Consider the following 25,946-nt stretch of genomic DNA (forward strand, 5'->3'; position numbering starts at 1 on the left):
AATGTTCAAACAAAAAATAACATTAATCATCGGTTTGGCCGCGGGCATTTTAACCAGTTGTACTGGGAACTTTGATGATATGAATGTAGATCCCCAAAAGCCAACGGCAGTAAGTCCGTCGCTTCTTTTGCCAAAGATGCAGGAGTATGGTTTCAATTGTCGTTCATGGGAATATCAGGTTGGTGAAAATTTACATACCAATCAGTATGCACAATATATAGCTTGTTCTTCCACCGGATTTCCTACAGATCGTTATGACTGGAAAGACAGCTGGGTAAAGGACGCTTACTGGAAGGCTTATTATTTGTATTTTGCAAATAACTTGTATTCTACAAAAAATTCTTTGGAACAACACCCGGAATATAGCAACATGTATCAGGTTATGCGTATTCTAGGTACGATGGTAGCTTCAAGAACAACAGACGTATTTGGAGACATACCATACTTCGAAGCAGGTCAAGGTACTTTATCACCTAAGTACGATAGTCAAAAGGATATTTACTACGACTTATTCAAAGAACTGGATGAAGCTATTGCAAGTCTAAAAGCAAATAAAAACGATGAACTTCAAAGTAAATACGGAACATCTGATATTATTTACGGTGGAGACCTGGATAAATGGATAAAATTAGGTAACTCAGTTCGTCTGCGTCTAGCCATGCGTCTTTCATATATAGATCCTGAAAAGGCAAAAGCAGAAGGAGAGAAAGCTCTTAAAGATGTATTAATGGAAGGCAATGATGATACAGCAGGAATAAAACAGGATACAAGAAGCAACGGACACTCATTATGGTGTATCAGCTTCTGGAACGAATTCCGTGTAAGTAAAACAATCATAGACGTAATGTTGAATGAAAGTAGCATTGAGGACCCACGTCTGCCACTACATTTCAGCCAAACAGAAGGATATGTAAACGGAACTTCTGATGTAAGATGGAGAGGACTCCCTAACGGACTTCCTGCAAGTATGATGAACAACAAAGACAAATATCCTGATTATTTGCCAGAAAACACCTCTTGTATTTGGGGATATAACTCTTGCGGCAACTGGAATTCAAATCCAAAAGGTTCAAAAGTGACTGCTCCAAGCTCATACTATGCACAGGTTACAAAACCGTTCATTGTTTTCAATTATGCAGAAGTTTGTTTCTTGAAAGCTGAAGCTGCAATCCGCGGATGGGCAGGAGCTGGTGATGCTAAAGCAAATTACGAAGCAGGTATTCGTGCTTCATTTGCAGAGGCTCGTGAAAATGCAGATCCAACTGTTTATACAACCGACAACGACGATGCATATATCAATGGTGGTAATGTTAAATGGGATGAAGGTGCGGACTTTGAAGGTAAATTAAAAAGAATTATTACTCAAAAATGGATCGGTATCTATCCGAATGGCGTAGAAGCCTGGTCTGAATTCCGCCGTACAGGTTACCCAGATTTCACACCTGTTGTAGAAAGTGATTTAGATTTACTTCCAAAAGGAACATTCATCAAAAAGCTTCGTTATATCGATGACGAACAATCTTTAAATCCCAACTCAAAAGATCCTAGTCTGAACCAAGGTAAAGGTGATGGACAAAACGTAAGAGTTTGGTGGGATACCGGCAGATATAAATAATTTATTCTATATAAATATTTAATTGAGAAACGCATGGATTAGCATTAATCCATGCGTTTTTTTTAAAAAGATATCCGAAAATATTAAAAAGAAAGGAAATATATTTTAACTTTGGCCGATATGGATAGCGAAACTAGCATTCGCTTATAAAAACGACAAAATATGGCTACAAATTTTTCTTTTACGGATAGCAATTCAAAAAATGCAGCGCTAAAAAAGCGAATCATTCAGTACCTTATTCTATCAGGTAACTCTTCCATTGCCGACATATCTAAAGAGATGGAATTAAGTGTCCCTACTGTTACCAAACTTATCATGGAATTGCTGGAAGATGGTTACCTTCTTGATTCCGGGAAACAAAACACAAATGGCGGACGTAAACCCAACATCTACGGATTAAATCCTGAATCCGGATATTTTGTCGGCGTAGACGTACAAAGGAAACGGGTTTTACTTGCAACTATTGATTTTAATGGTAAAATAATCGATCAAAACGATATTATACCTTATATATTAGAAAACACCCCGGAGGCGTTAGAACAATTATGCTCTATCATAGAAACGTATATAAATAACCTTCCTATCGAGAAAAATAAAATTTTGCAAGTCGGAGTTAATATGACAGGGCGGATTAATTCACTGTCCGGATATTCTTATAGCTATTTCTACTTTAACGAACGACCGCTCTCACAAATTATAGAAGAATACATACACATCCCTGTTAATCTGGAAAATGATTCACGGGCCATGATGTATGGAGAGTACATGGCAGGTTCAGTAAAAGGAGAAAAAGACATTCTGTTTATCAATATAAACTGGGGGCTCGGAGCTGGAATTATAACAGACGGAAAATTATATTATGGCAAATCCGGATTTTCAGGGGAATTCGGTCATATAAGTGCTTTCGATAATGAAATCATTTGCAAATGTGGCAAAAAAGGATGTCTGGAAACAGAAGCTTCAGGATATGCCATTCAACGAATATTACAGGAACGCTATGCCCAAGGAAGCACAACAATTCTTTCCGATAAAATAGAAGGTGATGGAGATATTACATTATCCGATTTTGTAGATGCCGTATTAAAAGAAGACGTTTTATCTATTGAAGTATTGGAATATGTAGGCAATAATTTAGGACGTTGGATTGCCGGACTTATTAATATTTTCAATCCGGAACTCGTAATTTTAGGTGGTCCTATTTCACAAACACAAGACTACATTCGTCTCCCTATCAAAAGTGCTATTCGCAAATACTCTCTTAATCTCGTAAATCAAGATACTAATTTAATAATTTCAAAACTTGGCGAACGTGCAGGATTATTAGGTGCCTGTTATCTTTCAAGAAGTAAAGTACTTGATATGTTATAAAAATTAATTTATTAATCTTTCCTGTTTCTTTATACATATTTATTAAAATATTTCATTTATATTTGTTGCACACATAAAAATAATGCGCAATAAGATTTAATATGGAAAAAGAAATAGGAGGATTTAATATGGATTTTAAACAATTAGCGGAAAAATACAAAAGCGAATTATTAGATAATGTAGTTCCTTTCTGGCTGGAAAAATCACAAGACCACAAATACGGAGGTTATTTCACATGCTTGACACGTGAAGGAGATGTTTTTGACACTGATAAATTTATCTGGCTGCAGGGCAGAGAGGTTTGGCTCTTCTCCTACTTATATAATAAAGTAGAAAAAAAACAAGAATGGCTGGATTGCGCAATCCAGGGAGGAGAATTTTTAAAAAAATATGGACATGATGGAAATTACAACTGGTATTTTTCATTAACAAGAGATGGAAAACCATTAGTAGCTCCGTATAATATTTTCTCATATACATTTGCAGCCATGGCATTTGGCCAACTTAGCTTAGCAACAGGTAACAAAGAGTATGAAGATATAGCAAAAACCACATATCAGAAAATCCTGTCTAAGATGGATAACCCTAAAGGCAAATGGAATAAATTAATGCCAGGTAGCAGGGATCTGAAAAATTTTGCTTTGCCAATGATCATGTGCAATCTCTCTCTTGAAATAGAACACTTATTGGACGAAGAAACAATGTCTAAGACAATAGATGTATGTCTGCATGAAGTTTTAGATGTGTTCTACCGTCCAGAATTAGGACTTGTTGTCGAAAATGTAACTGCCGACGAAAAACTTTCTGATTCTTTTGAAGGCCGTGTTCTTAATCCTGGGCATTCAATTGAAGCAATGTGGTTTATTATGGACTTAGGTGTTCGCCTAAACCGTCCGGAGTTAATTCAAAAAGCAGTTGACATTTCTTTGAAAATGGTCAAAAAAGGATGGGATGAAAAATACGGAGGTATTTTCTATTTCATGGACCGTTTAAACTATCCTCCACAACAATTGGAATGGGATCAAAAACTTTGGTGGGTACACATCGAAACAATGATTTGTATGTCTAAAGGATATGCATTAACCGGCAACAAAGAATGTCTAGACTGGTTCAGCAAAGTTCAAGATTACTCATGGGCTCATTTTAAAGATCCCGAATACCCGGAATGGTACGGTTATCTGAATCGTCAAGGTGAAGTGCTTTTACCATTGAAAGGTGGAAAATGGAAAGGATGCTTCCACGTTCCGAGAGGAATGTATCAGTGCTGGCAAATAATGGAAAAATGTAAAGGCTTGAAATAAAATCAAGCCTTTACATCACACAAAGACATATTAACCACGATTATAAATCCTTATTCTAATAAAAACTATCAACCTAATAATATTTATGTCTAATTAAAAAGTTTAATTATGAAGGTCCACTTAAAATTTTCAAAAGCAAAGACCAATAGGGTAAAACCATTGGTTCTATGTTTGGCAATTGCAGGTATGGCTGTCGGCACCTACCAACCGGTATTCGCAGACGAATCCCCAATCGCAACAATCGTTAACCAGCAAAAAACTATTTCTGGTAAAGTAGTCGATGAAAATGGCGAACCAATCATCGGCGCAAACATCGTGGTAAAAGGTACCACTATTGGTATAATTACGGATATTAACGGAGAGTTTACACTACAAGTCCCATCCGATCAAAGTATCCTAGAAATATCTTATATAGGATATAAATCTGTAGAGATTTCTGTTAAAGGACAGAAATCTCTAGACATCAGACTGATGTCAAACGCTGAAAATTTGGATGAAGTTATTGTCGTTGGTTATGGCACTCAAAAGAAAGTTAATTTGACGGGAGCCGTACAAAGCGTTTCAAGTGAACAACTTGTCAAACGAAATGTGGCCAACTCTTCACAAGCTTTACAAGGCTTAATCCCTGGTGTTGTGGTAGGTCAAAGTTCTGGAGCTCCCGGAGCTGAAGCCTCAATTCAAATTCGTGGTACCGGTTCTATCAATTCATCCGCATCTCCTTTAATTTTAATTGACGGGGTTGAAGGTGATATGAACTCAATTGATATGAATGCAATTGAATCAATTTCTGTATTAAAGGATGCAGCTTCTGCTGCCATTTATGGTTCAAAAGCATCTAACGGTGTTATATTGGTTACAACCAAGCGAGCACAAAACACAGGCGTAAAAGTCTCTTATAATGGATATGTAGGTTTCCGTACACCTGCAGAAATGCCGGATCCGGTTAACGCAATTGAATATATGGAAGCCGTAAACATTGCTCGTGACAATCAGGATATGTTACCACAGTATTCGGAAGAACTTATCAACACTTATAAGACTCAAGGAGCTGATAACATTCACAATTTTGATACAAATTGGAAAGAGCTACTATTTAAAAATACGATGCTGACTCATAACCACTCTGTAAGTGTCAGTGGAGGTTCTGATCGTATCAAGACATTTGCTAATGCATCTTACAACTACGAAGATGGTTTAGTACCTAATAATGATTACAATCGAAAAGCTTTAAGAACTAACACTGATGCCAAAATCACAGATTGGTTATCTGCCGGTCTTAATTTAAATATCCGTAGAACTGTATCAAAACAGCCTAATGCAGGAGCTGCATCTATTATTAATCAAGCATTAACTTATACTCCTGTTTTTGGAGGTATTAACGCTGATGGGACATGGGGAAACGGACAAAATGGAGTTAACCCAATTGCACAAGCAAAAGTTGGAGGAGTGAATACTTCAGATAACAATGATATCAATGTAAAAGGAACATTAGTTTTAACTCCACTTAAAGGTCTTGAAATATTAGGAAGTTATGACACAAGGAAATATGAAAATAAATCCGATAACTTCACGAATACATACGATACATATGAAGCTGGTAACTATATCATGACATATCCAACTACAGGAAGGGCTAGAAGTGAATCATGGAGTAGACTTATAAGAAACCAATTTAATGCACAAGTTTCTTATGAAAATACATTCAAAGAAAAGCACTATTTTAAAGGATTCCTAGGTTTCCAAACCGAAGAAATAAAAAATAAAAGCATGGGGGCTGGACGCAAAAATTTCTACTATGATGGATATGAACAATTAAATCATGGTGACGCTTCCACATCCACCGCTTCAGGAGGTAGATCTGAATTTGCGATGATGTCATATATTGCACGTTTCAACTACACTTTTGCAGACAAATATTTAATTGAACTAACAGGACGCTATGATGGCTCATCCCGTTTTACTTCAAATAATAGATGGGGATTCTTCCCTGCAGCATCTGCGGGATGGAGAATATCAGAAGAGTCATTCTTTGAACCTTTAAAAGATAAAATTAGTAATTTAAAAATTCGTGCTTCTTATGGTACATTAGGGAACCAAGATATTACCGGTTATTATCCATATGCATCTACACTAAGTTCCGGTGCAGGGTACTGGTTTAATGAAAAATATACAACTGGTATATATGCATCAAGCATGTCCAATGCTAATATCACATGGGAAAAGTCAACACAAGCAAACTTCGGACTAGACCTCACAGCTATTAATTCCAAATTAAATGTAACATTTGATTATTATATCAGAAATATAACAGATATGTTGCAGATATTTCCTGCACCTATATACGTTGGTTTAAGTTCTAGTTGGGAAAATGCAGGATCCATGAAAAACAATGGATGGGATTTATCTATCAATTGGAGAGATAAAATTGGAAAAGTAAATTACAGCATAACTGCATTATTATCTGATGTAAAAAATGAAATAACCGATCTATATGGCAACAAATACATTAATGATAATAATACAACACAAGAAAGACATCCTATCTATTCTTGGTATGGCTATGTTGCTGATGGATTCTTCCAATCACAAGCAGAAATAGATAATCCAGATCAACCCGTATATGGAGGAAACAAAGCAAACGTAAAACCGGGCTATATCAAATATAAGGATATAAGTGGACCAGAAGGAACTCCTGACGGAAAAATAGATGACTATGATCGTACTATAATTGGTGACCCGCAAGCTCGCTACACATTCAGTTTAAATTTAGGTGCGGAATGGAATAACTTTGACTTTTCTGTATTTTTACAAGGTGTTGGTAAAAAAGATATTTATTCTCAAGCATACGGAACAAGACCATTCTACATCGGAAGAACTATATTCCGTAATCAGTTAGATAGTTGGTCCGAGACTAACAGAGACGCTAAATTCCCTTTATTGCTAATTGATGGAAGTGGTAGTAATATGAATAATATACCATCCTCATTCTGGGTTAAAAGCGGAGCTTACATGCGTGTAAAGAACGTTACAATCGGTTATACTCTACCGAAAAAAATTCTCAGCAAAACAAAAATAGACAACCTGCGTTTCTATATAAGCGGTCAGAATTTATTTACTATATGTAATGTTTATGACGGTTATGATCCTGAAAGTGATATAGGCAGTTTTTATCCTGTAATGCAGGTATATACATTTGGAATAGATTTAAGATTTTAATAAAATACAGTTATGAAAAAATTAGTATTATATATATTTGGACTGATAACAATTGGAGTTAGCACTACATCGTGTAGTGACTTCTTAGACAGAGCAGATACTAATGACGGTTATACCAGTAATGGTTTCTTTAATAGCGAAATTTCAATTAAAGAGGGTGTAACCGGTATCTATGCAAACATGTACATGAATCTGGGCTATAATGTTCCTCATGTTATAACATTAGACCATTTTACCCCTCTCGCCTTAGAAAGAAATGAGAATACGACTATCGGTGCCGGTGGTGGTCTCAATCCTGAAAATGCCTCTGTACAAAGTTTTTGGACATTTCTATATACAAATATAGCACGTGCTAACGAACTTATTTCTGGAGCAAAAGCATATGAAGAGACACTGAATGCAAAATCTTTTCAATATTTAGCAGAAGCTCATGTACTAAGAGCGTTTTGTTACTATTACTTGATTGGATTATGGGGTGATGTTCCTTTCTTTGATACACCTGTAACAACAGAACAATACAGTGTATCAAGAACATCTAAAGTAGAAATATTAGATTTTATTATAAAAGACATAAACAGTGTAGCAGAACAACTTCCATGGATTGCCGAAGATAGAGGACGTGTCGATAGAGCCTTTGCATACGGTGTTATAGCACGTGCCGGATTACTTGGAGGAGGTCTGAATTACGGAGGAAAAAGTTCAGAATATTTTAAAGCTGCTGCAGAGGCGGCATCTAAAGTCATCGGTCAAAGAGGATTAGCTCAGAATTTTGAAGATTTGTGGACTATTGCTGGACAAGCCAAAAGCGACGTTCGCAATGAATTCATATTTGAATTACCTTATAGCAATACTGCCAGCGTTCAAATGATTAATGTAATTGCATTTGGACAAGTTTCCCGAATTCAAGGACAAACGGGACGCCATCCTAGTTCAATGTTAGCCGACACATATGAATGTATCGATGGTAAACGTATCGATGAATCGCCATTATATGATCCACGCCATCCCCAGAAAAACAGAGATCCCAGATTCGGAGCAACACTTTGGATGCACGGAGATACATGTACAACAAATAATGGTTCTATAAACACCATTATATTGGAAGCATATGAATTAACAACCAAGCAGTATAATTATACGACAAATACATGGGAAGAAAGGAATAATGACGATATGAATAGTGCTGCAGCTTGGGCAAGTTTCTGCAATGCTGGTGTGGGTTACATCTGGGCAAAATATAGCAAAGAAACAGATGAAAATATCAGTAGCGCTAGTTGTAACGTTCCAATAATGCGCTATGCTGAAATATTGTTAAGTTATGCAGAAGCTAAAATTGAATTAAATGAACTAGATCAGTCTGTATACGATGCCATCAATCAAGTACGTAACCGTGCAGGTATGCCTAACGTATCAGCAGACCGCATAGGAAACCAAGACAAAATGCGTCAACTAGTAAGACGTGAACGTAAAGTGGAATTTGCCTTGGAAGGTCTTCATATTTTTGATATGAGAAGATGGGGCATCGGAGATATAGAAAATGATCAACCGTCTTACGGATTACCATTGCCAACAATCCGTTATGAAGGTATGTCTGTCACTGATATTCCTAATTTCAAAAAGAGTACACGTCACGATTTAAATGACATTCCAAGTTATGATATATACAAGAGTAAATTAAAAGTTAGAGATGTAAATCGTTATTGGGATAAAAAATTCGAATTATGGCCTATTCCTCAACAGGAAAGAAACCGTAATCCAAACCTAGTACAAAACGAGGGTTATTAATAACAAGAATACTAAATCATGCCGGAGCAATTCCGGCATGATTATTTTCAATAAAAAAGAAATGAAGAGGATATACCATGATAACACGTAGAGATTTTTTAAAGGTAACGGCAGCCAGTAGCGCGCTGGTATCATTCGGCAACGTGACCGAGGCAAAGAATAAAATTCAGCAATTTACTCAAGTTCCATCCTTTTGCGAAGAGTCTGAACGCAATATTCCTATTATAGAAGAAACCGATATCGTCATTATTGGAGGTAGTTCCGGAGCCGTTTCTGCGGCTGTTTCTGCAGCAAAAACAGGAAGCAAAGTTTTTTTAATAGCAGGCATGCCTTATCTGGGAGATGATATTTGTGGTTCATTCATGTACCAAATAGACAAAAAAGAAGAACAGGCACAAACAGCAATTGCCCGAAAAATATTTTTAATAGAAGAAGATCCAAGAATCTCATATAATAATCTCCCGGAAAAAGATATTTTATATACCCAACAACAAGCCCCTACTCCCTTACATGTAAAAACCACCTTAGAAAACGAATTAATCAACAACGATATACATTTCCTATACAGTAGCTTACCTACTAACGTTTTAATTGATAAAAACGGTAATATTGCCGGTGTTGTCATTGCAAACCGTTCGGGTAGACAAGCCATTCGTTGTAAAGGTATTATTGACACAACAACGACAGCCGTCACTGCAGAAATGTGTAATGTTCCTTTTACAGAATTCAAACCGGGAAAACAAACATTTACTTACACTGTAGTAGGAAACAAAGCGATTGAATCGCCAAAGATTTCGAAGGTAAACACTATGCCATTTACTGTTAAATCAGATGGCAAAGAATATCCGGTAATCCGTTATACCTTCGATTACGAAATAAAAGACAAATCTTATGCATCCTTAATGGAAGCCGAACAATATATCCGGGATATTACTTGGGATGCAGACCAAGTTGACAGTTCCGATCTTCTATGGTATACTCCTTCATGGCATATCATATCAGCTGGGGAAAAGCTGAATTCTCTCTTATCAATGGAATCCATCCCCAAAAAGCCTTTTGTTCATAATGTTATAAAATACTCACCGGATGGGTTCGAAACAATCCGTTCCGCTTACGAATTACCCAAACAAGCATTTGCATGTCAAGGAGTCAAAAACCTTTGGGTTGTAGGGCCATGTGCGGCAGTTCCACGGGATGTAGCCGGCTGGTTATCCCGCCCGGTCAATGCAATGGCACTAGGAGAAATGATGGGGGAATTTGTTGCCAACAATCTACAAAACACCCAATTAGCGACTGATTATCAAATTTCAAGTCCTAAAGGAACAGCTTCTTATTGTGGAGAAGTAAAAGAACTTTTATATCCTCTACGTCCGAATCTGGATAAAGGCTACGTAAAAACCAATCAATCTATTTTGCCTGTATTAGGCCAATATGACGTAGTCGTTATGGGAGGCGGTACCGCCGGAGCACCGGCCGGAATTTCTGCTGCCATGCATAATGCCAAAACTTTGGTTTTAGACTACCTCCATGGTCTCGGAGGAATAGCAACTCTAGGCTTTATCGGCTGTTATTGGGATGGTTTCCGCGAAGGTTACACAGCCGAAATTGACAAAGCCGTACGTAATATGGCTCCTGCCGATCATCCACGTCAGATTAAGTCTGACGCCAAGTTCCGTGCCGACTGGAAAATAGAATGGTACCGTCAGCAACTCCGCAAACATAAAGCCGAACTATGGTACGGTGTCATCGGATGCGGAGCATTAGTACATAAAGGAAAAGTGGAAGGTCTTATTGTCACAACACCTTTCGGCCGTGGCGTTATATTATCGAATATTGTTATCGATAGCACCGGAAGTGCAGATATAGCCATTGCAGCCGGAGCAGATTACGAATATACGGGAAAGAAGACCCTTGCCGTACAAGGAGCCGGACTATCTCGTTTCGAACCAAATGACTATTATAATAATACAGACTGGACTCTTATTGATGATACGGATATATTAGATGTCAGCCGTCTTTATGTACAGGGCAAAGCAAAATACAAAGGATTTTATGATTTAGGGAAACTCCCTCAAACACGTGAAAGACGCCGTATTATAGGAGATTACACAGTCACTGTATACGACGTAATCAATCATAAAAGATATCCTGATACCATATCATATCATAAAAGTTCATTTGACACGCATGGCATGACGATCGATCCTTTCTTCACATTGAATCCTCCAGGCAAACGGCACGTAATATATGATGCCGACGTACCTTTAAGATCTCTGTTACCCCGCGGATTGGAAGGAATCATTGTCACAGGCTTGGGAGCAAGCGCACACAGAGATGCCATGCCTGTAATCCGCATGCAGCCATGTCTTCAAAACCAAGGTTATTCTGTTGGCTATCTGGCTGCATTGGCAGCAATTGATAAACAATCATTAAGGAAAATCAACATCCGGAAGATTCAAAAGCATCTTGTTGAAAAAGGAATACTTCCGGCCCGCGTACTCACAGACAAGGAAACTAAAACTTATTCTGACAAGGAATTCGAAGTTGCAGCCCGCCAGGTTGTGGAAGAGCGTTATAAAGGCCTTGAAATATTACTTACCGATCCAGCCAGATGCATCCGCATAGTCCGCAAAAATATATCCGGAGCATCAGGTGATGCCCGTCTTATCTATGCTAGTATCCTCTGTATTTTAGGAAATAAAGAGTTTGCGCCTGTTGTTGCAGATGCGATCAAGGCCTATGATGTTTGGGATGAAGGATGGCACTATACTGCATCGGCTCAATTCGGCGAATGCATGAGTCCACTGGACAGTCTCATCATTGCACTCGGAAGCACAGGAGATGCATCTGTTCTTCCCGTCATTTTGGAGAAAGCAAACCAATTGAAACTGGAAGATCATTTTTCACACTATCGTGCTATATGTATGGCATGTGAAAAAATTAAAAGTCCCGAGGCTACACCTGTATTAGCCCGACTCCTTACTATTGAAGGCATGCGGTACAATGACATACCTTCATACAGGATAGCACAAACCAGAATAGTTCCTTATGTTCATGATATTTCATACAGAAATCGTATACTAAAAGAGCTTCATTTGGCCAAAAGCCTTTATCTTTGTGGAGATAACAACAAATTAGGTGAAAACACACTAAGCAGATACGCGTGCGGATTGGAAGGACACTATGCACGCTTCGCTCGGGAGATATTGACTAATAAATACTGATGAACTTTTATGAAACGAACTGTATTTTCATGTTTTTTTGCATGTATTTGGACTATCTTTCTAACTGCATGCCAACAACCAAAGGAAGTAGACGTACTTATTATCGGAGGCGGTGCCAGTGGAACCGCAGCCGGTATACAAGCTGCACGATTAGGAGCCAATACGCTTATTGTCGAAGAATATGAATGGTTAGGCGGTGCTCTGACATCAGCAGGAGTAAGTTGTATTGATGGAAATTATCGGTTACCTTCCGGTATATTCGGAGAATTCCGTAATGAACTTTCAAATTATTATGGAGGAACAGACAGCCTGCGTACTTCATGGGTATCGGCCGTAGCTGCCGAACCCAGTGTTATGAATAAAATATTCAAGCAAATGGCAGAAAAGGAGAACCGGCTTGATTTATGGTATAACTCCACTGTTCAAAAAATCGAAAAAATGCCCAGAGGCTGGCGTGTTGTGATCGATAAAGGAGGAGAATATCAACTATTGGAAGCAAAAGTATTGATAGATGGTACCGAATTAGGAGATGTTGCCAAAGCCTGTGGCGTTAAATACGACATAGGAATGGAAGCCAAGAGTCTATCCGGCGAGGATATTGGCCCGGAAGTATCGAACAATATTATTCAGGATCTCACATACGTTGCAATATTGAAAGATTATGGCAAAGACGTTACCATAGCCAAGCCCAAAGGCTACGATCCTTCGATATTCTATTGTACCTGCAAATACCCCAAATGTAAAAACCCCAAAAAGGGCAGTGTCTTGTGGGATAAAGACAGAATGATTACTTATGGTAAATTGCCGAATAATAAATACATGATCAACTGGCCTATCGAGGGTAACGATTATTATCTGAACATCATTGAAATGAAGCCTAAAGAACGCAAAGAAGCATTGCAGAAAGCAAAAAACTTCACTATGTGTTTCATTTATTATTTACAAAATGAATTAGGCTTTAATACATTAGGTCTTGCCGATGATGAATTTCCGACAGCAGACAAGTTGCCATTTATTCCATACCATCGCGAATCGAGAAGAATACACGGACTCGTTCGCTTCAATGTCAATTACATGGCATCTCCATATACGCAACCGGAAAAGTTATATCGTACGGCTATCGCAGTAGGAGACTACGCTGTTGACCATCACCATGCCCGATATCCCGAAGCAGACAAGCTCCCGGAACTACATTTCTACCCAGTTCCTTCTTACGGACTGCCATTAGGGGTTATCATTCCAAAAGATGTTGATCATTTGCTGGTTACAGAAAAGTCTATTTCTGTATCCAATCTGGTAAACGGAACAACCCGCCTGCAACCCATATTGGTACAGATAGGACAAGCGGCAGGTGCTTTGGCCGGACTGGCTGTAAGAGAAAAGAAAGATGTTTCAGAAGTATCAATACGTGAAGTTCAATCTGTATTACTCCGGGGAGGATGCTATCTGCTACCTTTCCTGGATTTACCCAAAACTGACAGGAACTTTGCCGCCTTGCAACGTATTGGAGCAACAGGTATCCTGAAAGGACGCGGTACAAACCGGGGGTGGTCTAACGAAACCTGGTTTGATGCAGATTCTGCATTAACTGCCGAAGCATTGCTTCCGGGATTGAAAGACTACTATCCCAACTTCAACCCCAAAATACAGAATAAGGAAATAACAGTTAAAGAAGCAATCCAATTGACTTATGATTTAATGGAATACAACAATAGCCCTGCATACGAAAAGAATCTGGATGATTTTATCAATAGTATTGCTCCACGCTGGGATTCGGCAAAACTTAGTAATTTTTCATTAGATAGAGCTATTACCCGCAAAGAGTTTGCAGTGTTGTTAAATTATTATGTAAATCCATTCGAAACCATTCCTATAGACATCAAAGGAAATATAATAAACAAATAACTTAATATTTTTTATCATGACAAATAGTAGAAGAGAATTTCTCAAACAGGTATCGGTTACAAGTGCTGTTCTTGCAACCGGCAGCCTTGCCTCATGCGCTGATAAGAGTAATTGTTCTAAAGACGGCAACAAACAATCTTCCGGCGAAAACATCGAAAGTACATTAATTGTCCCCAAAGCACAGGGTTTAAAGATAAGCGGAACATTTTTGGACGAAATATCACATGACATTCCTCATCAAAACTGGGGAGAAAAGGAATGGGATCAAGACTTTGCCTACATGAAAGCCATTGGTATTGATACCGTAATTGTTATCCGTTCAGGATATCGCAAATTCATCACCTACCCTTCCGAATATTTAATGAATAAATTCGGTTGTTACAAACCTTCAGTCGATTTGATTGACATGTACCTGAGACTGGCCGACAAATACAACATGAAGTTCTACTTCGGTTTGTACGATTCGGGTAAGTATTGGGATACAGGCGATCTTACCTGGGAAATAGAATCCAACAAATACGTTATTGAAGAAGTATGGAAAAAATACGGTCATTATAAGAGCTTCCAGGGTTGGTACCTCTGTCAGGAAATCAGCCGCGCTACCAAAGGTGCAAAAGATGCTTTCAGTAGCCTGGGCAAACAATGTAAGGAAGTATCCGGCGGATTACCTACTCTTATTTCACCTTGGATAGACGGTAAAAAAGCTGTTGACGCAGCCTCTGGTTCATTGAGTAAAGCTCAGGCAGTTTCTGTCGAGGAACACGAAAGAGAGTGGTCTGAGATCTTTGAAGCCATCAAAGGCAATGTTGATGCCTGCGCTTTCCAGGACGGACATATAGACTATGACGAACTGGATGCATTCTTTAGTGTCAACAAGAAAATGGCAGACAAATATGGTATCGAATGCTGGACAAATGCTGAATCATTTGACCGCGACATGCCTATCAAGTTCCTGCCTATTAAATTCGACAAGCTACGCATGAAGTTAGAAGCTGCAGCCCGTCAGAACTATGATAAGGCCATCACTTTCGAGTTCTCACATTTTATGAGCCCGCAGTCTGCATACCTTCAGGCAGGCCACTTGTACGACCGCTATAAGGAATACTTCAACATATAATAAAGAAAAGACTGTAATTTATGAAAAACAACAATGTTAACATGGGATATGTAATATTCCTATCTCTCGTTGCTGCTTTAGGCGGATTTCTTTTCGGATATGACACAGCAGTTGTATCCGGAACCAATCAGCAAGTAGCTAAATTATTCGGGCTTGATGAGATGCAACTGGGCTGGTACGTAGGTTGCGCACTGGTCGGTTCGATCGGCGGTGTATCTGTTGCCGGTATTTTAGGTGATATGTTCGGGCGTAAACGCACAATGTTATTCTCCGCCATCCTTTTCTCGCTTTCTGCCATAGGCTGTGCAGTAAGTACGGATTTCACAATGCTTATTGTTTCCCGCATCTTTGTAGGTGTAGGTATCGGTATTGTTTCCATCATATCTCCGTTATATATATCAGAAGTAGCTGTTGCAAAATATCGCGGCAGCCTTGTATCACTTTACCAGTTCGGTGTAACAGTCGGTATGGTAGGAGCCTATCTGGTAAACCATCTTTTGCTGAACCTGGCCGAAAGCGGTATGGCAACAATAACCGATCCGGCATCCGTCTCTCTATTCGAAAAAGTATTCTATACCGAATCGTGGCGCGGCATGTTAGGAATGTGTGCCGTTCCTTCCGTTATATTCTTTATAGTGATATTCTTCATACCGGAAAGCCCGCGTTGGTTAATTCTAAAACGTCGCGACGACAGTGCACAGCATATTCTGCAACGTATCTATGGAAGTATCCAGGAAGCGGTAAGCCAGTTGGAAAGTACCCGCCAGATGGTAATAAGCGAGGATTCCTCAAAGTCAGGCCAATGGGCTTATCTTTTCAAGCCGGCTATCTTTAAGATGGTACTTGTTGGTTCTGCCATTGCCATTCTGGGTCAGTTTATGGGTGTAAATGCCGTGCTATACTACGGTCCTACAATCTTTGAACAAAGCGGGCTTTCAGGCGGCGATTCATTATTCTACCAAGTACTTGTTGGTTTGGTTAACATGATTACTACTATCATTGCATTGTTTATCATCGACAAAGTAGGACGTAAGAAACTGGTATACTGGGGAGTTTCAGGTATGATTTTAGCATTATTGCTAATTGCATTCTACTTCCATAACGGTGAAGCAATGGGCATATCAAGTATATTCCTGTTGGTATCATTCATGTTCTACATTTTCTGTTGTGCAATCTCAATCTGTGCGGTAGTATTTGTTCTTCTATCAGAAATGTTCCCGATTCGCGTGCGTGGTCTTGCCATGTCTATTGCTGGATTCTCTTTATGGATCGGTACATACTTGATCGGACAGTTAACCCCGTGGATGCTGAAGAACTTGACTCCGGAAGGAACATTCCTATTGTTTGCCGCCATGTGTATTCCTTACATGTTTATCATGTGGAAACTGGTTCCCGAAACAACCGGACGCTCATTGGAAGAAATTGAAAAAATGATTTCAGAGTAAAGACGCTTTTCCATAGGATCTTTGCTTTAAACTAATAAGCCGGAGTTTTTTATAAAAACTCCGGCTTTCTTTATATATTCTTTATAGCAATCTACTTATTATCCTTATCTCTGATTTCTACCCTGCGTATCTTACCGCTGATTGTTTTAGGCAGTTCGTCTACAAATTCAACAACACGAGGATATTTATAAGGAGCGGTAACCTTTTTAACGTGTTCTTGAAGTTCCTTTACCAGAGCTTCGCCGGCTTTCGACTTATAATCCTTAGCCAATACAATTGTGGCTTTTACCACTTGTCCGCGTATTTCATCGGGCACACCGGTAATGGCGCACTCTACAACTGCCGGATGTGTCATCAACGCACTTTCCACTTCAAACGGGCCGATACGATAGCCGGAACTTTTAATCACATCATCGGCACGGCCAACAAACCACAGATATCCGTCTTCATCACGCCAGGCAACATCACCTGTGTAATATAACCCATCATGCCAGGCTTCATGCGTACGTTCTGCATCCCGATAATATTCTTTAAACAAACCAATAGGCTTACCATTAACTGTATGGATTACGATTTGTCCCTGTTCTCCGTCTTCTGCTTTTGTCCCGTCCGGGCGCAAAAGGTCTACATCATATTGAGGATTTGGAACGCCCATCGATCCTGGCTTTGGTTCCATCCATGGGAATGTAGCAACCGTCAGAGTCGTTTCCGTCTGGCCAAAACCTTCCATCAGCTTAATACCCGTAAGCTTATAAAATGTATCGTACACGGCAGGATTCAACGCTTCGCCGGCTATCGTACAATACTGCAGCGAAGAAAGATCATACTTGCTAATATCTTCACGTATAAGGAAACGGAAAATAGTAGGCGGGGCACACAATGAAGTAATACGGTAATCCTGAATCATCTGCAACATATCGGCCGGTGTAAACTTTTCATGGTCGTACACAAATACCGTAGCACCGGCAATCCATTGGCCATATAGTTTGCCCCAAACGGCTTTTCCCCAACCGGTATCGGCGATCGTAAGATGCAAACTGTCTTTATGCAGGTTGTGCCAAAAGCTACCCGTAACGATATGTCCCAAAGGATAAGTAAAGTCGTGAGCCACCATTTTCGGGTTGCCTGTTGTACCTGAAGTAAAATACATCAGCGAAATATCGTCATTACTATTCGCACGTGCCGGACGTACAAATGGAGCAGCATTTCTTATACCTTCATGAAAGTCATCAAAACTTCCCAGTTCAGGGCCTACAGAAACAACAGTCTTAATAGACGGTGAATCGGCAAGAGAATCTTTTATATGGGAAAGTATAGGCTCTTCTCCGGCACAAACTATCATCTTTATATCAGCCGCATTGGCACGATATACGATATCTTTCTTCGTCAATAAGTGAGTAGCAGGAATAACGACTGCCCCCAACTTATGCAATGCTATGATACTGAACCAAAATTCATATCTGCGTTTCAATATAAGCATCACCATATCTCCGTGCCCTATACCTAAAGACTGGAAATATGATGCTGTCTGATCGGTATATTTTTTCAGATCGGCAAAAGTAAAATCAATATGCTCTCCGTGATCATTCGTCCAGCAAAGCGCTTTCTTATCCGGTTCTTCGGCAGCCCATGCATCTACTACATCATAGCCGAAATTAAAGTTCTCAGGCACTTTTATCCTGAAGTTTTTCTTAAAGTCCTCTTGCGACGTGAAAGTCGTTTGGTCTATGAATCTTTCTAACATATTCTCTTAATTGATAATTGAAGACAAGGATTCCGATTCCTTAGCTTCCAAGTCTTAATTTATAAAATGATCGCCAAAAAACTTACTTTTTCTCCATCCAGAGCCTTCATTCCATGAGGCAACTCAGAGTTAAAGTAGATACTGTCTCCTTCTTCCAGTATCAATTCCTTATTATTTATCTGCAAAAGCATACGTCCGCTCAATACAAGATTATATTCCTGTCCCGGATGCGAGTTCAGATAAACAGGCTCTTCATCCGGCTTAGGATGAACAGTCACCAAAAAAGGATCGGCCTTTCGTCCGGCAAAACCAGCCGCCAGTGATTGGTATTTATAGGCTTTGGTACGCTCTACAGCTATACCTTTTCCTTTACGGGTAACAAAGTAAGCACTCATCTTCGGTTCGTCTCCAAACATTAGTGTAGTCAGCTCAACACCATAAGCCTGAGATATCTGATGGAGTACACTTACCGAAATATCCACCGTACCGCTTTCAAGCAAAAGATATTCATCCGTGGTGATGTTGCATACTCTGGCAAGTTCTTCAGGCGTAATCTCCAATGCATCACGCAACCCGGCCAGACGTTCTGCAATTTGTCGTATCTGCTCATTCATCTGATGTAGTTTTTATTATGATTAAGATGCACCAAAGGTAAGAAGAAATACAGCACTTTCTAATAAAAAGTACAGGAATAAATAATCAATTTTGCCCCTGGTCAAAAGAATAAAAGCATAGTATCAAACGATTAAAAAGTCCGCAGAACAAAACTAAATCAAGGTAAGAATCTACCGGATTTTCTTTTGCTTTGACGAGGGACAAATAGTGATATTGTTCAATGGCTTTCAGAAGAAAACCCAGAAAACACCTGATAAAGAAATAGATAAAGCATTAAAACTAAAGGAAGAATATTATGAGCGAACATGACACAGGCGGAACTTGCAGAGAGGATCGGGACTAATAAATCTTACATTTCCCGTGTTGAGACCGGCAGAACGGAACCGAAGGTATCTACCTTCTACCGTATCGCCTCAGCTTTGGGATTAACTGTTGAGTTGAACCCGGTCATGTAAGAAGTGCTAAAATGAACCGGGGCAAACTACAACTAAGTTGCGTTTGCCCCGCGTTAGGAATATATTCGGAAGCGATGAAAAACAAATTCCGGTTTGTTATTCGAATTTAATTACTTCAACCGGACACTCATCGGCAGCTTGCTTGATGCCTGCTTCAAAGTCGGCAAAAACAACACCTTCTCTTACTTCTGAGTGATCTGATACAGTAAATACTTCAGGGCAAACCGACTCGCAGTTGCCACAGGCTATACAGCCGTCTTCTATCCAAACTCTACTTATTGCCATAATTCTTTCCTTTAAGATGATTAACTTGTAATAATAACAGTCCCGTATACCGGAATGTTGCGACACTTTGTCAACACTTACCCATCCTTTAAAAATATTTTAACTATAATGCTGTCTATTTTCTCATAATATTCCGTAAGTTTACAAACATATAACATTATGTATTTAACCTTATATAAAATCTGAATTACAATGGATAACGCAATTTTCAGCTTTCCGAAGCCAATTAACGAGCCAGTAAAAGCCTATGCTCCCGGTTCTGCCGAAAAGAAGGCATTAAAACAAACCCTCGCACAACTTAGTTCCGAAGAATGGGATATTCCCCTAGTAATAGGAGGAAAAGAAATCCGTACAGGAAATACCGGAAAAGTGGTCATGCCGCACGATCATCACCATGTACTGGCAACTTACCACAAAGCCGGCGAAAAAGAAGTGCAAATGGCAATTGACGCCGCCATGAAAGCACATAAAGACTGGTCGGAATTGTCTTGGGTGGAACGCGCATCCGTTATGCTTCGTGTTGCTGAATTGATTTCTACTAAATACCGTTATCTGGTAAATGCATCCGTAATGTTAGGCCAGAGTAAAAATCCGATGCAGGCAGAAATTGATGCCCCTTGCGAACTAATTGATTTCCTGCGTTTCAGTACATTCTATGCAAGCCAGCTTTATGCCGATCAGCCTTATTCCGAGACCGGTATATTGAACCGGATGGAGTATCGCGCCCTCGAAGGTTTTGTATTCTCGCTTACGCCTTTCAACTTCACCTCTATCGCATCCAACCTAAACCTGGCTCCTGCCATGATGGGAAATGTTTGCGTATGGAAACCATCTACCACCGCTATCCATTCCAATTACCTGTTGATGAAAATATTCCGGGAAGCAGGCTTACCCGACGGCGTTGTCAACTTTATCCCCGGCCAGGGAAGCGTAATCGGCAAGGTCGTTACTACCAGCCGTGATCTGGCAGGTTTCCATTTTACAGGTTCGACTTCCACATTCAACACCCTTTGGAGACAGATGGGAGAAAACCTTGGCACCTATAAATCTTATCCGAAAATCGTAGGAGAAACAGGTGGGAAGAATTTCATATTCGTGCACCCGTCCGCTCCTACAGCTGATGTTGCAACAGCCATTGTACGCGGCGCATTCGAATATCAGGGACAAAAATGTTCCGCCGGCTCACGCGCTTATATACCGGCTTCACTCTGGAAAGAAATAAAAGAACAGGTAGGCGAAATGCTGAAAGAAATCAAGATGGGAGACGTACAAGACTTTTCCAACTTTATAAACGCAGTGATAGATGAAGCATCATTCGACAATATTATGAGTTACATCAACTACGCCAAGCAATCGCCCGACGCGGAAGTAATCTTCGGCGGACATGGAGACAAGTCAAAAGGTTACTTTGTGGAACCTACTGTTATCCAAACCACCAACCCTATGTTCAAATCAATGGTGGAAGAAATATTCGGCCCGGTTATTACGGTATACGTTTACGATGATGCCAAATATGAAGAAACACTCGAATTGTGCGACCGCACTTCTCCATATGCTTTAACAGGCTCTATCTTTGCCCGCGACCGTTATGCGATAGACGTAGCATTCAACAAACTCCGCTATGCCGCCGGAAACTTCTATATCAACGACAAGCCTACCGGTGCTGTTATTGCCCAACAGCCATTCGGAGGTTCAAGAGCTTCGGGAACGAACGACAAGGCAGGTGGTCCGTTGAACCTGATCCGATGGACAAATCCGCGGACTATCAAGGAAGCGCTTGTTCCACCAACAGACTATAAATATCCATTCTTGGGAGAAAAATAATTAATTCCGGACAACCTGATAAATCAACTTCACAAATCGAATACTATGTTGGATTTTAATAACACCGAGATTGCTTTCTCGGCTAAATCACAGGGCGAACTAAAGAATGCTTACCTTCTTTTTAACACCATAAAACACCCGTGGCTGGTAAAGTGCGCAAAGATAGGAAGCTCGGTTGCCATCAAGATTCATTTTCCTTTGGCATGGGCTGTAAAGCCTACACTTTACAAGCAATTCGTAGGAGGCGAAACTTTGCAGGATTGTGCCGGGGTAATCAACCATTTAACGAAGTTCAACGTTAAATCGACGCTCGACTTCTCCGCCGAAGGCGAACAAACCCCTGAAGGCATCCGCGCCACGTTTGAAGAGACTTTAAAATCTATAGACTACGCAAAAGGAAATCCTAATCTGGCTTACGCCGTGTTTAAGCCTTCAACCATAACAACCGACGAACTACTTTGCAAAGCTTCCGAGAAACGCAGTGAGCTGACTATCGAAGAAGTAAAACAATTCAGGGAATTCCGCGAACGTTTCATGGCTCTTTGCCAACGCGCTTACGATAACGATGTCCGTATTCTTGTGGATGCCGAAGACTATTGCTTTCAGGACGCCATCGACGAATTGACAGACGATGCCATGCGCCGGTTCAACAAGAAACGCGCCATCGTCTTTGCCACATTGCAAATGTACCGTCATGACCGCATGCCGTACCTGCGCCGCATATACGATGACACAATAGAAAAAGGCTATATCGCAGGAGTCAAATTTGTAAGAGGCGCTTACATGGAAGAAGAACGTGCCCGCGCCGCAGCATTGGGTTATCCCGACCCCATCTGCAAAGACAAACAGGCTACTGATGAAAACTATGATGCCGGAGTAGCTTTCGTAATGGATCATCTGGATCGTTTCGAAATGTTTATGGGAACCCACAACGAAGAAAGCAATTATAAGCTGGCTAAGCTGATGGATGAAAAAGGAATCCCGCACAACGACTCCAGAATCTTCTTTGCCCAATTGCTGGGAATGAGTGATAACATTTCATTCAACCTTGCACACGAGGGATTTAATGTTACCAAATATGTTCCGTACGCTCCCGTTCGGGATGTACTTCCCTATCTGATACGACGGGCAGAAGAAAACACATCCGTAGCGGGGCAAACAAGCCGCGAGCTTCGTATGCTAAAGCACGAAATGCAGCGTCGTACACAAACAAGAAAAAAATAGTATCTATATTTGCAAACTAAAGTATCGTAAATATGGCATATCAGTTTACAAGAATTGCAATCAAAATCGGAAGCAACGTACTCACGCGCAAAGACGGCTCGCTGGATGTCACCCGTATGTCTGCACTAGCAGATCAGGTTGCAGAGCTTCATCAGCATGGTATAGAAGTAATCTTAATATCATCCGGAGCCGTAGCTTCGGGACGAAGCGAAGTGAAGCCAAACAAAAAGCTGGATCACGTATCTGCCCGCCAACTTTACTCTGCCGTAGGCCAGGCAAAATTAATAAACCGGTACTTCGAACTGTTCCGCGAACACAAAATAGCTTGCGGACAAGTATTGACCACCAAGGAGAACTTTGGTAGCCGTACGCACTATCTCAACCAGAAGCACTGCATGGAAGTAATGTTGGAAAACAAAGTAATTCCCATTGTAAACGAAAACGATACCATCTCCGTTACGGAACTGATGTTTACCGACAACGACGAACTGTCCGGCCTCATCGCCACCATGATGGGCATGGATGCACTCATCATATTAAGTAATATAGACGGTATATACAACGGCAACCCGCAAGACCCGGCATCCGAGGTAATCCGGACAATAGACAACGGCAAACAGGACTTGTCCGAATATGTACAAACAAGCAAATCTTCATTCGGACGCGGCGGTATGTTAACCAAATGCAATATCGCCCGCAAGGTAGCCGACGAAGGCATCACCGTTATCATTGCCAACGGCAAGAAGGACAATATCCTGCTGGAATTATTGGCTAAAGGAAGCGATACGGTTTGCACACGCTTTCTTCCTTCGCCCAAACCCGTAAGCAGCGTAAAGAAATGGATCGCCCATTCCGAAGGCTTTGCCAAAGGAGAAATCCATATCAACAAAGGTGCCGAGGAAGCACTTCTCGACCCGAAGGCAACCAGTATCCTGTTGGTTGGCGTAACACATATAAAAGGAGAATTTGAAAAAGACGACATCGTAAAAATAATCAACGAAGAAGGTATACAATTAGGCGTAGGCTGTGCCGGCTATGATAGCAGGGAGGCTACCCGGCTTATCGGGCACCGCGATTTGAAACCGCTGATACATTACGATTATTTATATTTAGACCAGGCATAAAAGTATGAGTATAATAAAGACATTGGAGCAAGCAGTAAACGGATCGCGTTCATTACTGACGTTAAGTGATAACAAGATCAACCGGATTCTGCAAGACACGGCACAAGAATTATTAAACTGCCAGTCATACGTATTGGCAGAGAATGCCAAAGACCTGTCGCGAATGGATCCGGCCAATCCGAAATACGACCGGCTGAGACTCACCCCCGATCGACTGAAAGGAATTGCCGGAGATATGCGTAACGTAGCCACCCTGTCCACCCCGCTGGGCAAAACGCTGGATGAAGCAACCCGTCCCAACGGAATGGTGATACGGAAAATAACCGTGCCTTTCGGCGTAATAGGCGTAATTTATGAAGCCCGGCCGAATGTTACTTTCGACGTGTTTTCGCTCTGCTTCAAAAGCGGTAATGCCTGTGTGCTGAAAGGAGGATCGGATGCAGACTGTTCAAACAGAGCTTTAGTCGGGATTATACATCGCGTACTTGAGCGCCATACTATAAATCCGGCAGTCTGTACGCTACTTCCCCCCGGCAGGGAATCGACAGCCGAACTGTTAAATGCAGTCGGGCTGGTAGATTTGATCATTCCGCGCGGAAGCAGTTCGCTTATCAACTTTGTACGTGATAATGCCCGTGTTCCGGTAATTGAAACCGGTGCAGGAATCTGTCATACTTATTTCGATAAAGACGGAGATAAAGAGAAAGGCCAGGCCATTGTGAACAATGCAAAGACACGTCGCGTAAGTGTGTGCAACGCATTAGACTGCCTCATTATCCACCACGACCGCCTGTCCGACCTCCCCTACATTTGCAGCAAGCTGCAAAACAGCCGGGTGATAATTTATGCCGACAAACCTGCCTATGCCGCACTCTGCAACCAATACCCGTCCGAATTACTCCGGCCTGCCGCCCCCGACAGTTTCGGAACGGAATTTCTGGACTACAAGATGAGCATCCGCACCGTAAACACGTTTGATGAAGCCCTGCAACATATCTCACGCTACAGTTCGAAACACAGCGAAAGTATTGTCAGCGAATCAGGCGAAGCCATCCGCAAATTCCAGCAAATGGTAGACGCCGCCTGTGTGTATGCAAACGTATCTACAGCCTTTACCGACGGTGCACAATTCGGCTTCGGTGCCGAAATAGGTATCAGCACACAAAAACTGCATGCCCGGGGCCCAATGGCATTGCCCGAACTCACTACATACAAATACATAATCGAAGGAGAAGGACAAGTAAGAGAATAACGTTCCAATTCGTTCATTATAGATACCAAATCGTTCGTATCTCCTGCCAGGCCCAGGATAGAAAAAAGAGTGTTTCTACAGATGAACAGAACGCGATGAGCCGTCTTTATTCACGCACCTCCTTCTTCCGGCAGTTCAAAGAGATCACAGGCAAAAGCCCGAGACTGTATTCCGCAAACAAGCGCAGATTTACGCAGATATTTTTCCTTACCGCACAAGAAATCCCTATCTTTGCCCCCGCAACATTTCATAAACAAGATGAAATACATTCCTTGTATAAGACATATATCTGCGGAACATGTATGTTCCGCAGACCTTCTTCATGAAGAAGGAAATTTTGCAAAAAAAACGTAACCTTTCCTCCTCCTTTTTCCCGGTAAAACTCAATCAAAACATAGCAGGCTGCCCTTGCAGCCTGCCGAAAACGTGTGTCCGTACCGCACGGAA

16 protein-coding genes and 2 pseudogenes are annotated in these 25,946 nt (G+C 40.8%); 15 read left to right on the forward strand and 3 right to left on the reverse strand.

Features of this window, described 5'->3' with window-relative positions:
- Window position 1: 1 nt before the first annotated feature.
- From CTY47_RS03555 to CTY47_RS03595, 9 genes are all read left to right on the forward strand, one after another.
- On the forward strand, window positions 2-1,615 hold the full coding sequence (locus CTY47_RS03555; protein ID WP_233202082.1) for a SusD/RagB family nutrient-binding outer membrane lipoprotein: 1,614 nt from the start codon (window positions 2-4) through the stop codon (window positions 1,613-1,615).
- A 162-nt stretch (window positions 1,616-1,777) separates the two neighbouring features.
- Entirely contained in the window at window positions 1,778-2,983 is a 1,206-nt protein-coding gene (locus CTY47_RS03560; RefSeq protein WP_099463457.1) for an ROK family transcriptional regulator, read from the forward strand.
- 128 nt (window positions 2,984-3,111) lie between these two features.
- Window positions 3,112-4,284, forward strand: a complete 1,173-nt coding sequence (locus CTY47_RS03565) for an AGE family epimerase/isomerase (RefSeq protein ID WP_099464056.1) — start codon at window positions 3,112-3,114, stop codon at window positions 4,282-4,284.
- 108 nt (window positions 4,285-4,392) lie between these two features.
- Entirely contained in the window at window positions 4,393-7,500 is a 3,108-nt protein-coding gene (locus tag CTY47_RS03570; RefSeq protein WP_099463458.1) for a SusC/RagA family TonB-linked outer membrane protein, read from the forward strand.
- 12 nt (window positions 7,501-7,512) lie between these two features.
- Window positions 7,513-9,285 (forward strand): RagB/SusD family nutrient uptake outer membrane protein, encoded by a 1,773-nt coding sequence (locus CTY47_RS03575; protein ID WP_099463459.1) that lies wholly within the window; start codon window positions 7,513-7,515, stop codon window positions 9,283-9,285.
- A gap of 77 nt (window positions 9,286-9,362) precedes the next feature.
- Window positions 9,363-12,509 carry an FAD-dependent oxidoreductase gene (locus CTY47_RS03580; RefSeq protein WP_099463460.1) on the forward strand — a complete coding sequence of 1,049 codons (3,147 nt, stop codon included), beginning with the start codon at window positions 9,363-9,365 and terminating at the stop codon, window positions 12,507-12,509.
- A gap of 9 nt (window positions 12,510-12,518) precedes the next feature.
- Window positions 12,519-14,414: an FAD-dependent oxidoreductase gene (locus CTY47_RS03585; protein ID WP_099463461.1), complete on the forward strand. Its 1,896-nt coding sequence runs from the start codon at window positions 12,519-12,521 to the stop codon at window positions 14,412-14,414.
- Window positions 14,415-14,427: 13 nt separating this feature from the next.
- Window positions 14,428-15,531, forward strand: a complete 1,104-nt coding sequence (locus tag CTY47_RS03590; protein ID WP_099463462.1) for a DUF4434 domain-containing protein — start codon at window positions 14,428-14,430, stop codon at window positions 15,529-15,531.
- A 20-nt stretch (window positions 15,532-15,551) separates the two neighbouring features.
- The gene (locus tag CTY47_RS03595; protein ID WP_099463463.1) at window positions 15,552-16,976 is read left to right on the forward strand and encodes a sugar porter family MFS transporter; all 1,425 of its coding nucleotides are present in this window, start codon (window positions 15,552-15,554) and stop codon (window positions 16,974-16,976) included.
- Between the two features lie 91 nt (window positions 16,977-17,067).
- Here the strand turns inward: CTY47_RS03595 and CTY47_RS03600 are convergent, their stop codons facing one another.
- A complete protein-coding gene (locus CTY47_RS03600) occupies window positions 17,068-18,720 on the reverse strand; it encodes an AMP-binding protein (protein WP_099463464.1) in 1,653 nt (550 codons plus the stop codon).
- Window positions 18,721-18,779: 59 nt separating this feature from the next.
- The gene (locus tag CTY47_RS03605) at window positions 18,780-19,334 is read right to left on the reverse strand and encodes a helix-turn-helix domain-containing protein (RefSeq protein ID WP_099463465.1); all 555 of its coding nucleotides are present in this window, start codon (window positions 19,332-19,334) and stop codon (window positions 18,780-18,782) included.
- A gap of 169 nt (window positions 19,335-19,503) precedes the next feature.
- Between CTY47_RS03605 and CTY47_RS03610 the strand changes: the two are divergent.
- Both CTY47_RS03610 and CTY47_RS03615 read left to right on the forward strand, forming a co-directional pair.
- A pseudogene (locus tag CTY47_RS03610) lies at window positions 19,504-19,644 on the forward strand (type II toxin-antitoxin system RelE/ParE family toxin); the annotation flags it as partial.
- A pseudogene (locus CTY47_RS03615) lies at window positions 19,635-19,790 on the forward strand (helix-turn-helix transcriptional regulator); the annotation flags it as partial. The pseudogenes CTY47_RS03610 and CTY47_RS03615, both read left to right, overlap by 10 nt.
- Before the next feature lie 96 nt (window positions 19,791-19,886).
- Here the strand turns inward: CTY47_RS03615 and CTY47_RS03620 are convergent.
- Window positions 19,887-20,075, reverse strand: coding sequence for a ferredoxin (locus CTY47_RS03620; protein ID WP_099463468.1), 189 nt, complete (start codon window positions 20,073-20,075; stop codon window positions 19,887-19,889).
- Window positions 20,076-20,267: 192 nt separating this feature from the next.
- Here CTY47_RS03620 and pruA point away from each other — a divergent pair, with 192 nt between their 5' ends.
- The 4 genes from pruA to CTY47_RS03640 are packed head-to-tail and all read left to right on the forward strand — an operon-like array spanning window position 20,268 to window position 25,499.
- On the forward strand, window positions 20,268-21,899 hold the full coding sequence (pruA, locus tag CTY47_RS03625; RefSeq protein WP_099463469.1) for an L-glutamate gamma-semialdehyde dehydrogenase: 1,632 nt from the start codon (window positions 20,268-20,270) through the stop codon (window positions 21,897-21,899).
- A 45-nt stretch (window positions 21,900-21,944) separates the two neighbouring features.
- The gene (locus CTY47_RS03630) at window positions 21,945-23,123 is read left to right on the forward strand and encodes a proline dehydrogenase family protein (protein ID WP_099463470.1); all 1,179 of its coding nucleotides are present in this window, start codon (window positions 21,945-21,947) and stop codon (window positions 23,121-23,123) included.
- Between the two features lie 32 nt (window positions 23,124-23,155).
- Window positions 23,156-24,247 carry a glutamate 5-kinase gene (gene proB / locus CTY47_RS03635; RefSeq protein WP_099463471.1) on the forward strand — a complete coding sequence of 364 codons (1,092 nt, stop codon included), beginning with the start codon at window positions 23,156-23,158 and terminating at the stop codon, window positions 24,245-24,247.
- A 4-nt stretch (window positions 24,248-24,251) separates the two neighbouring features.
- Window positions 24,252-25,499 (forward strand): glutamate-5-semialdehyde dehydrogenase, encoded by a 1,248-nt coding sequence (locus CTY47_RS03640; RefSeq protein ID WP_099463472.1) that lies wholly within the window; start codon window positions 24,252-24,254, stop codon window positions 25,497-25,499.
- The last annotated feature ends 447 nt before the right edge of the window (window positions 25,500-25,946 follow it).

Source organism: Parabacteroides provencensis (genome assembly GCF_900232875.1).
Classification (GTDB): Bacteria; Bacteroidota; Bacteroidia; order Bacteroidales; family Tannerellaceae; genus Parabacteroides; species Parabacteroides chinchillae.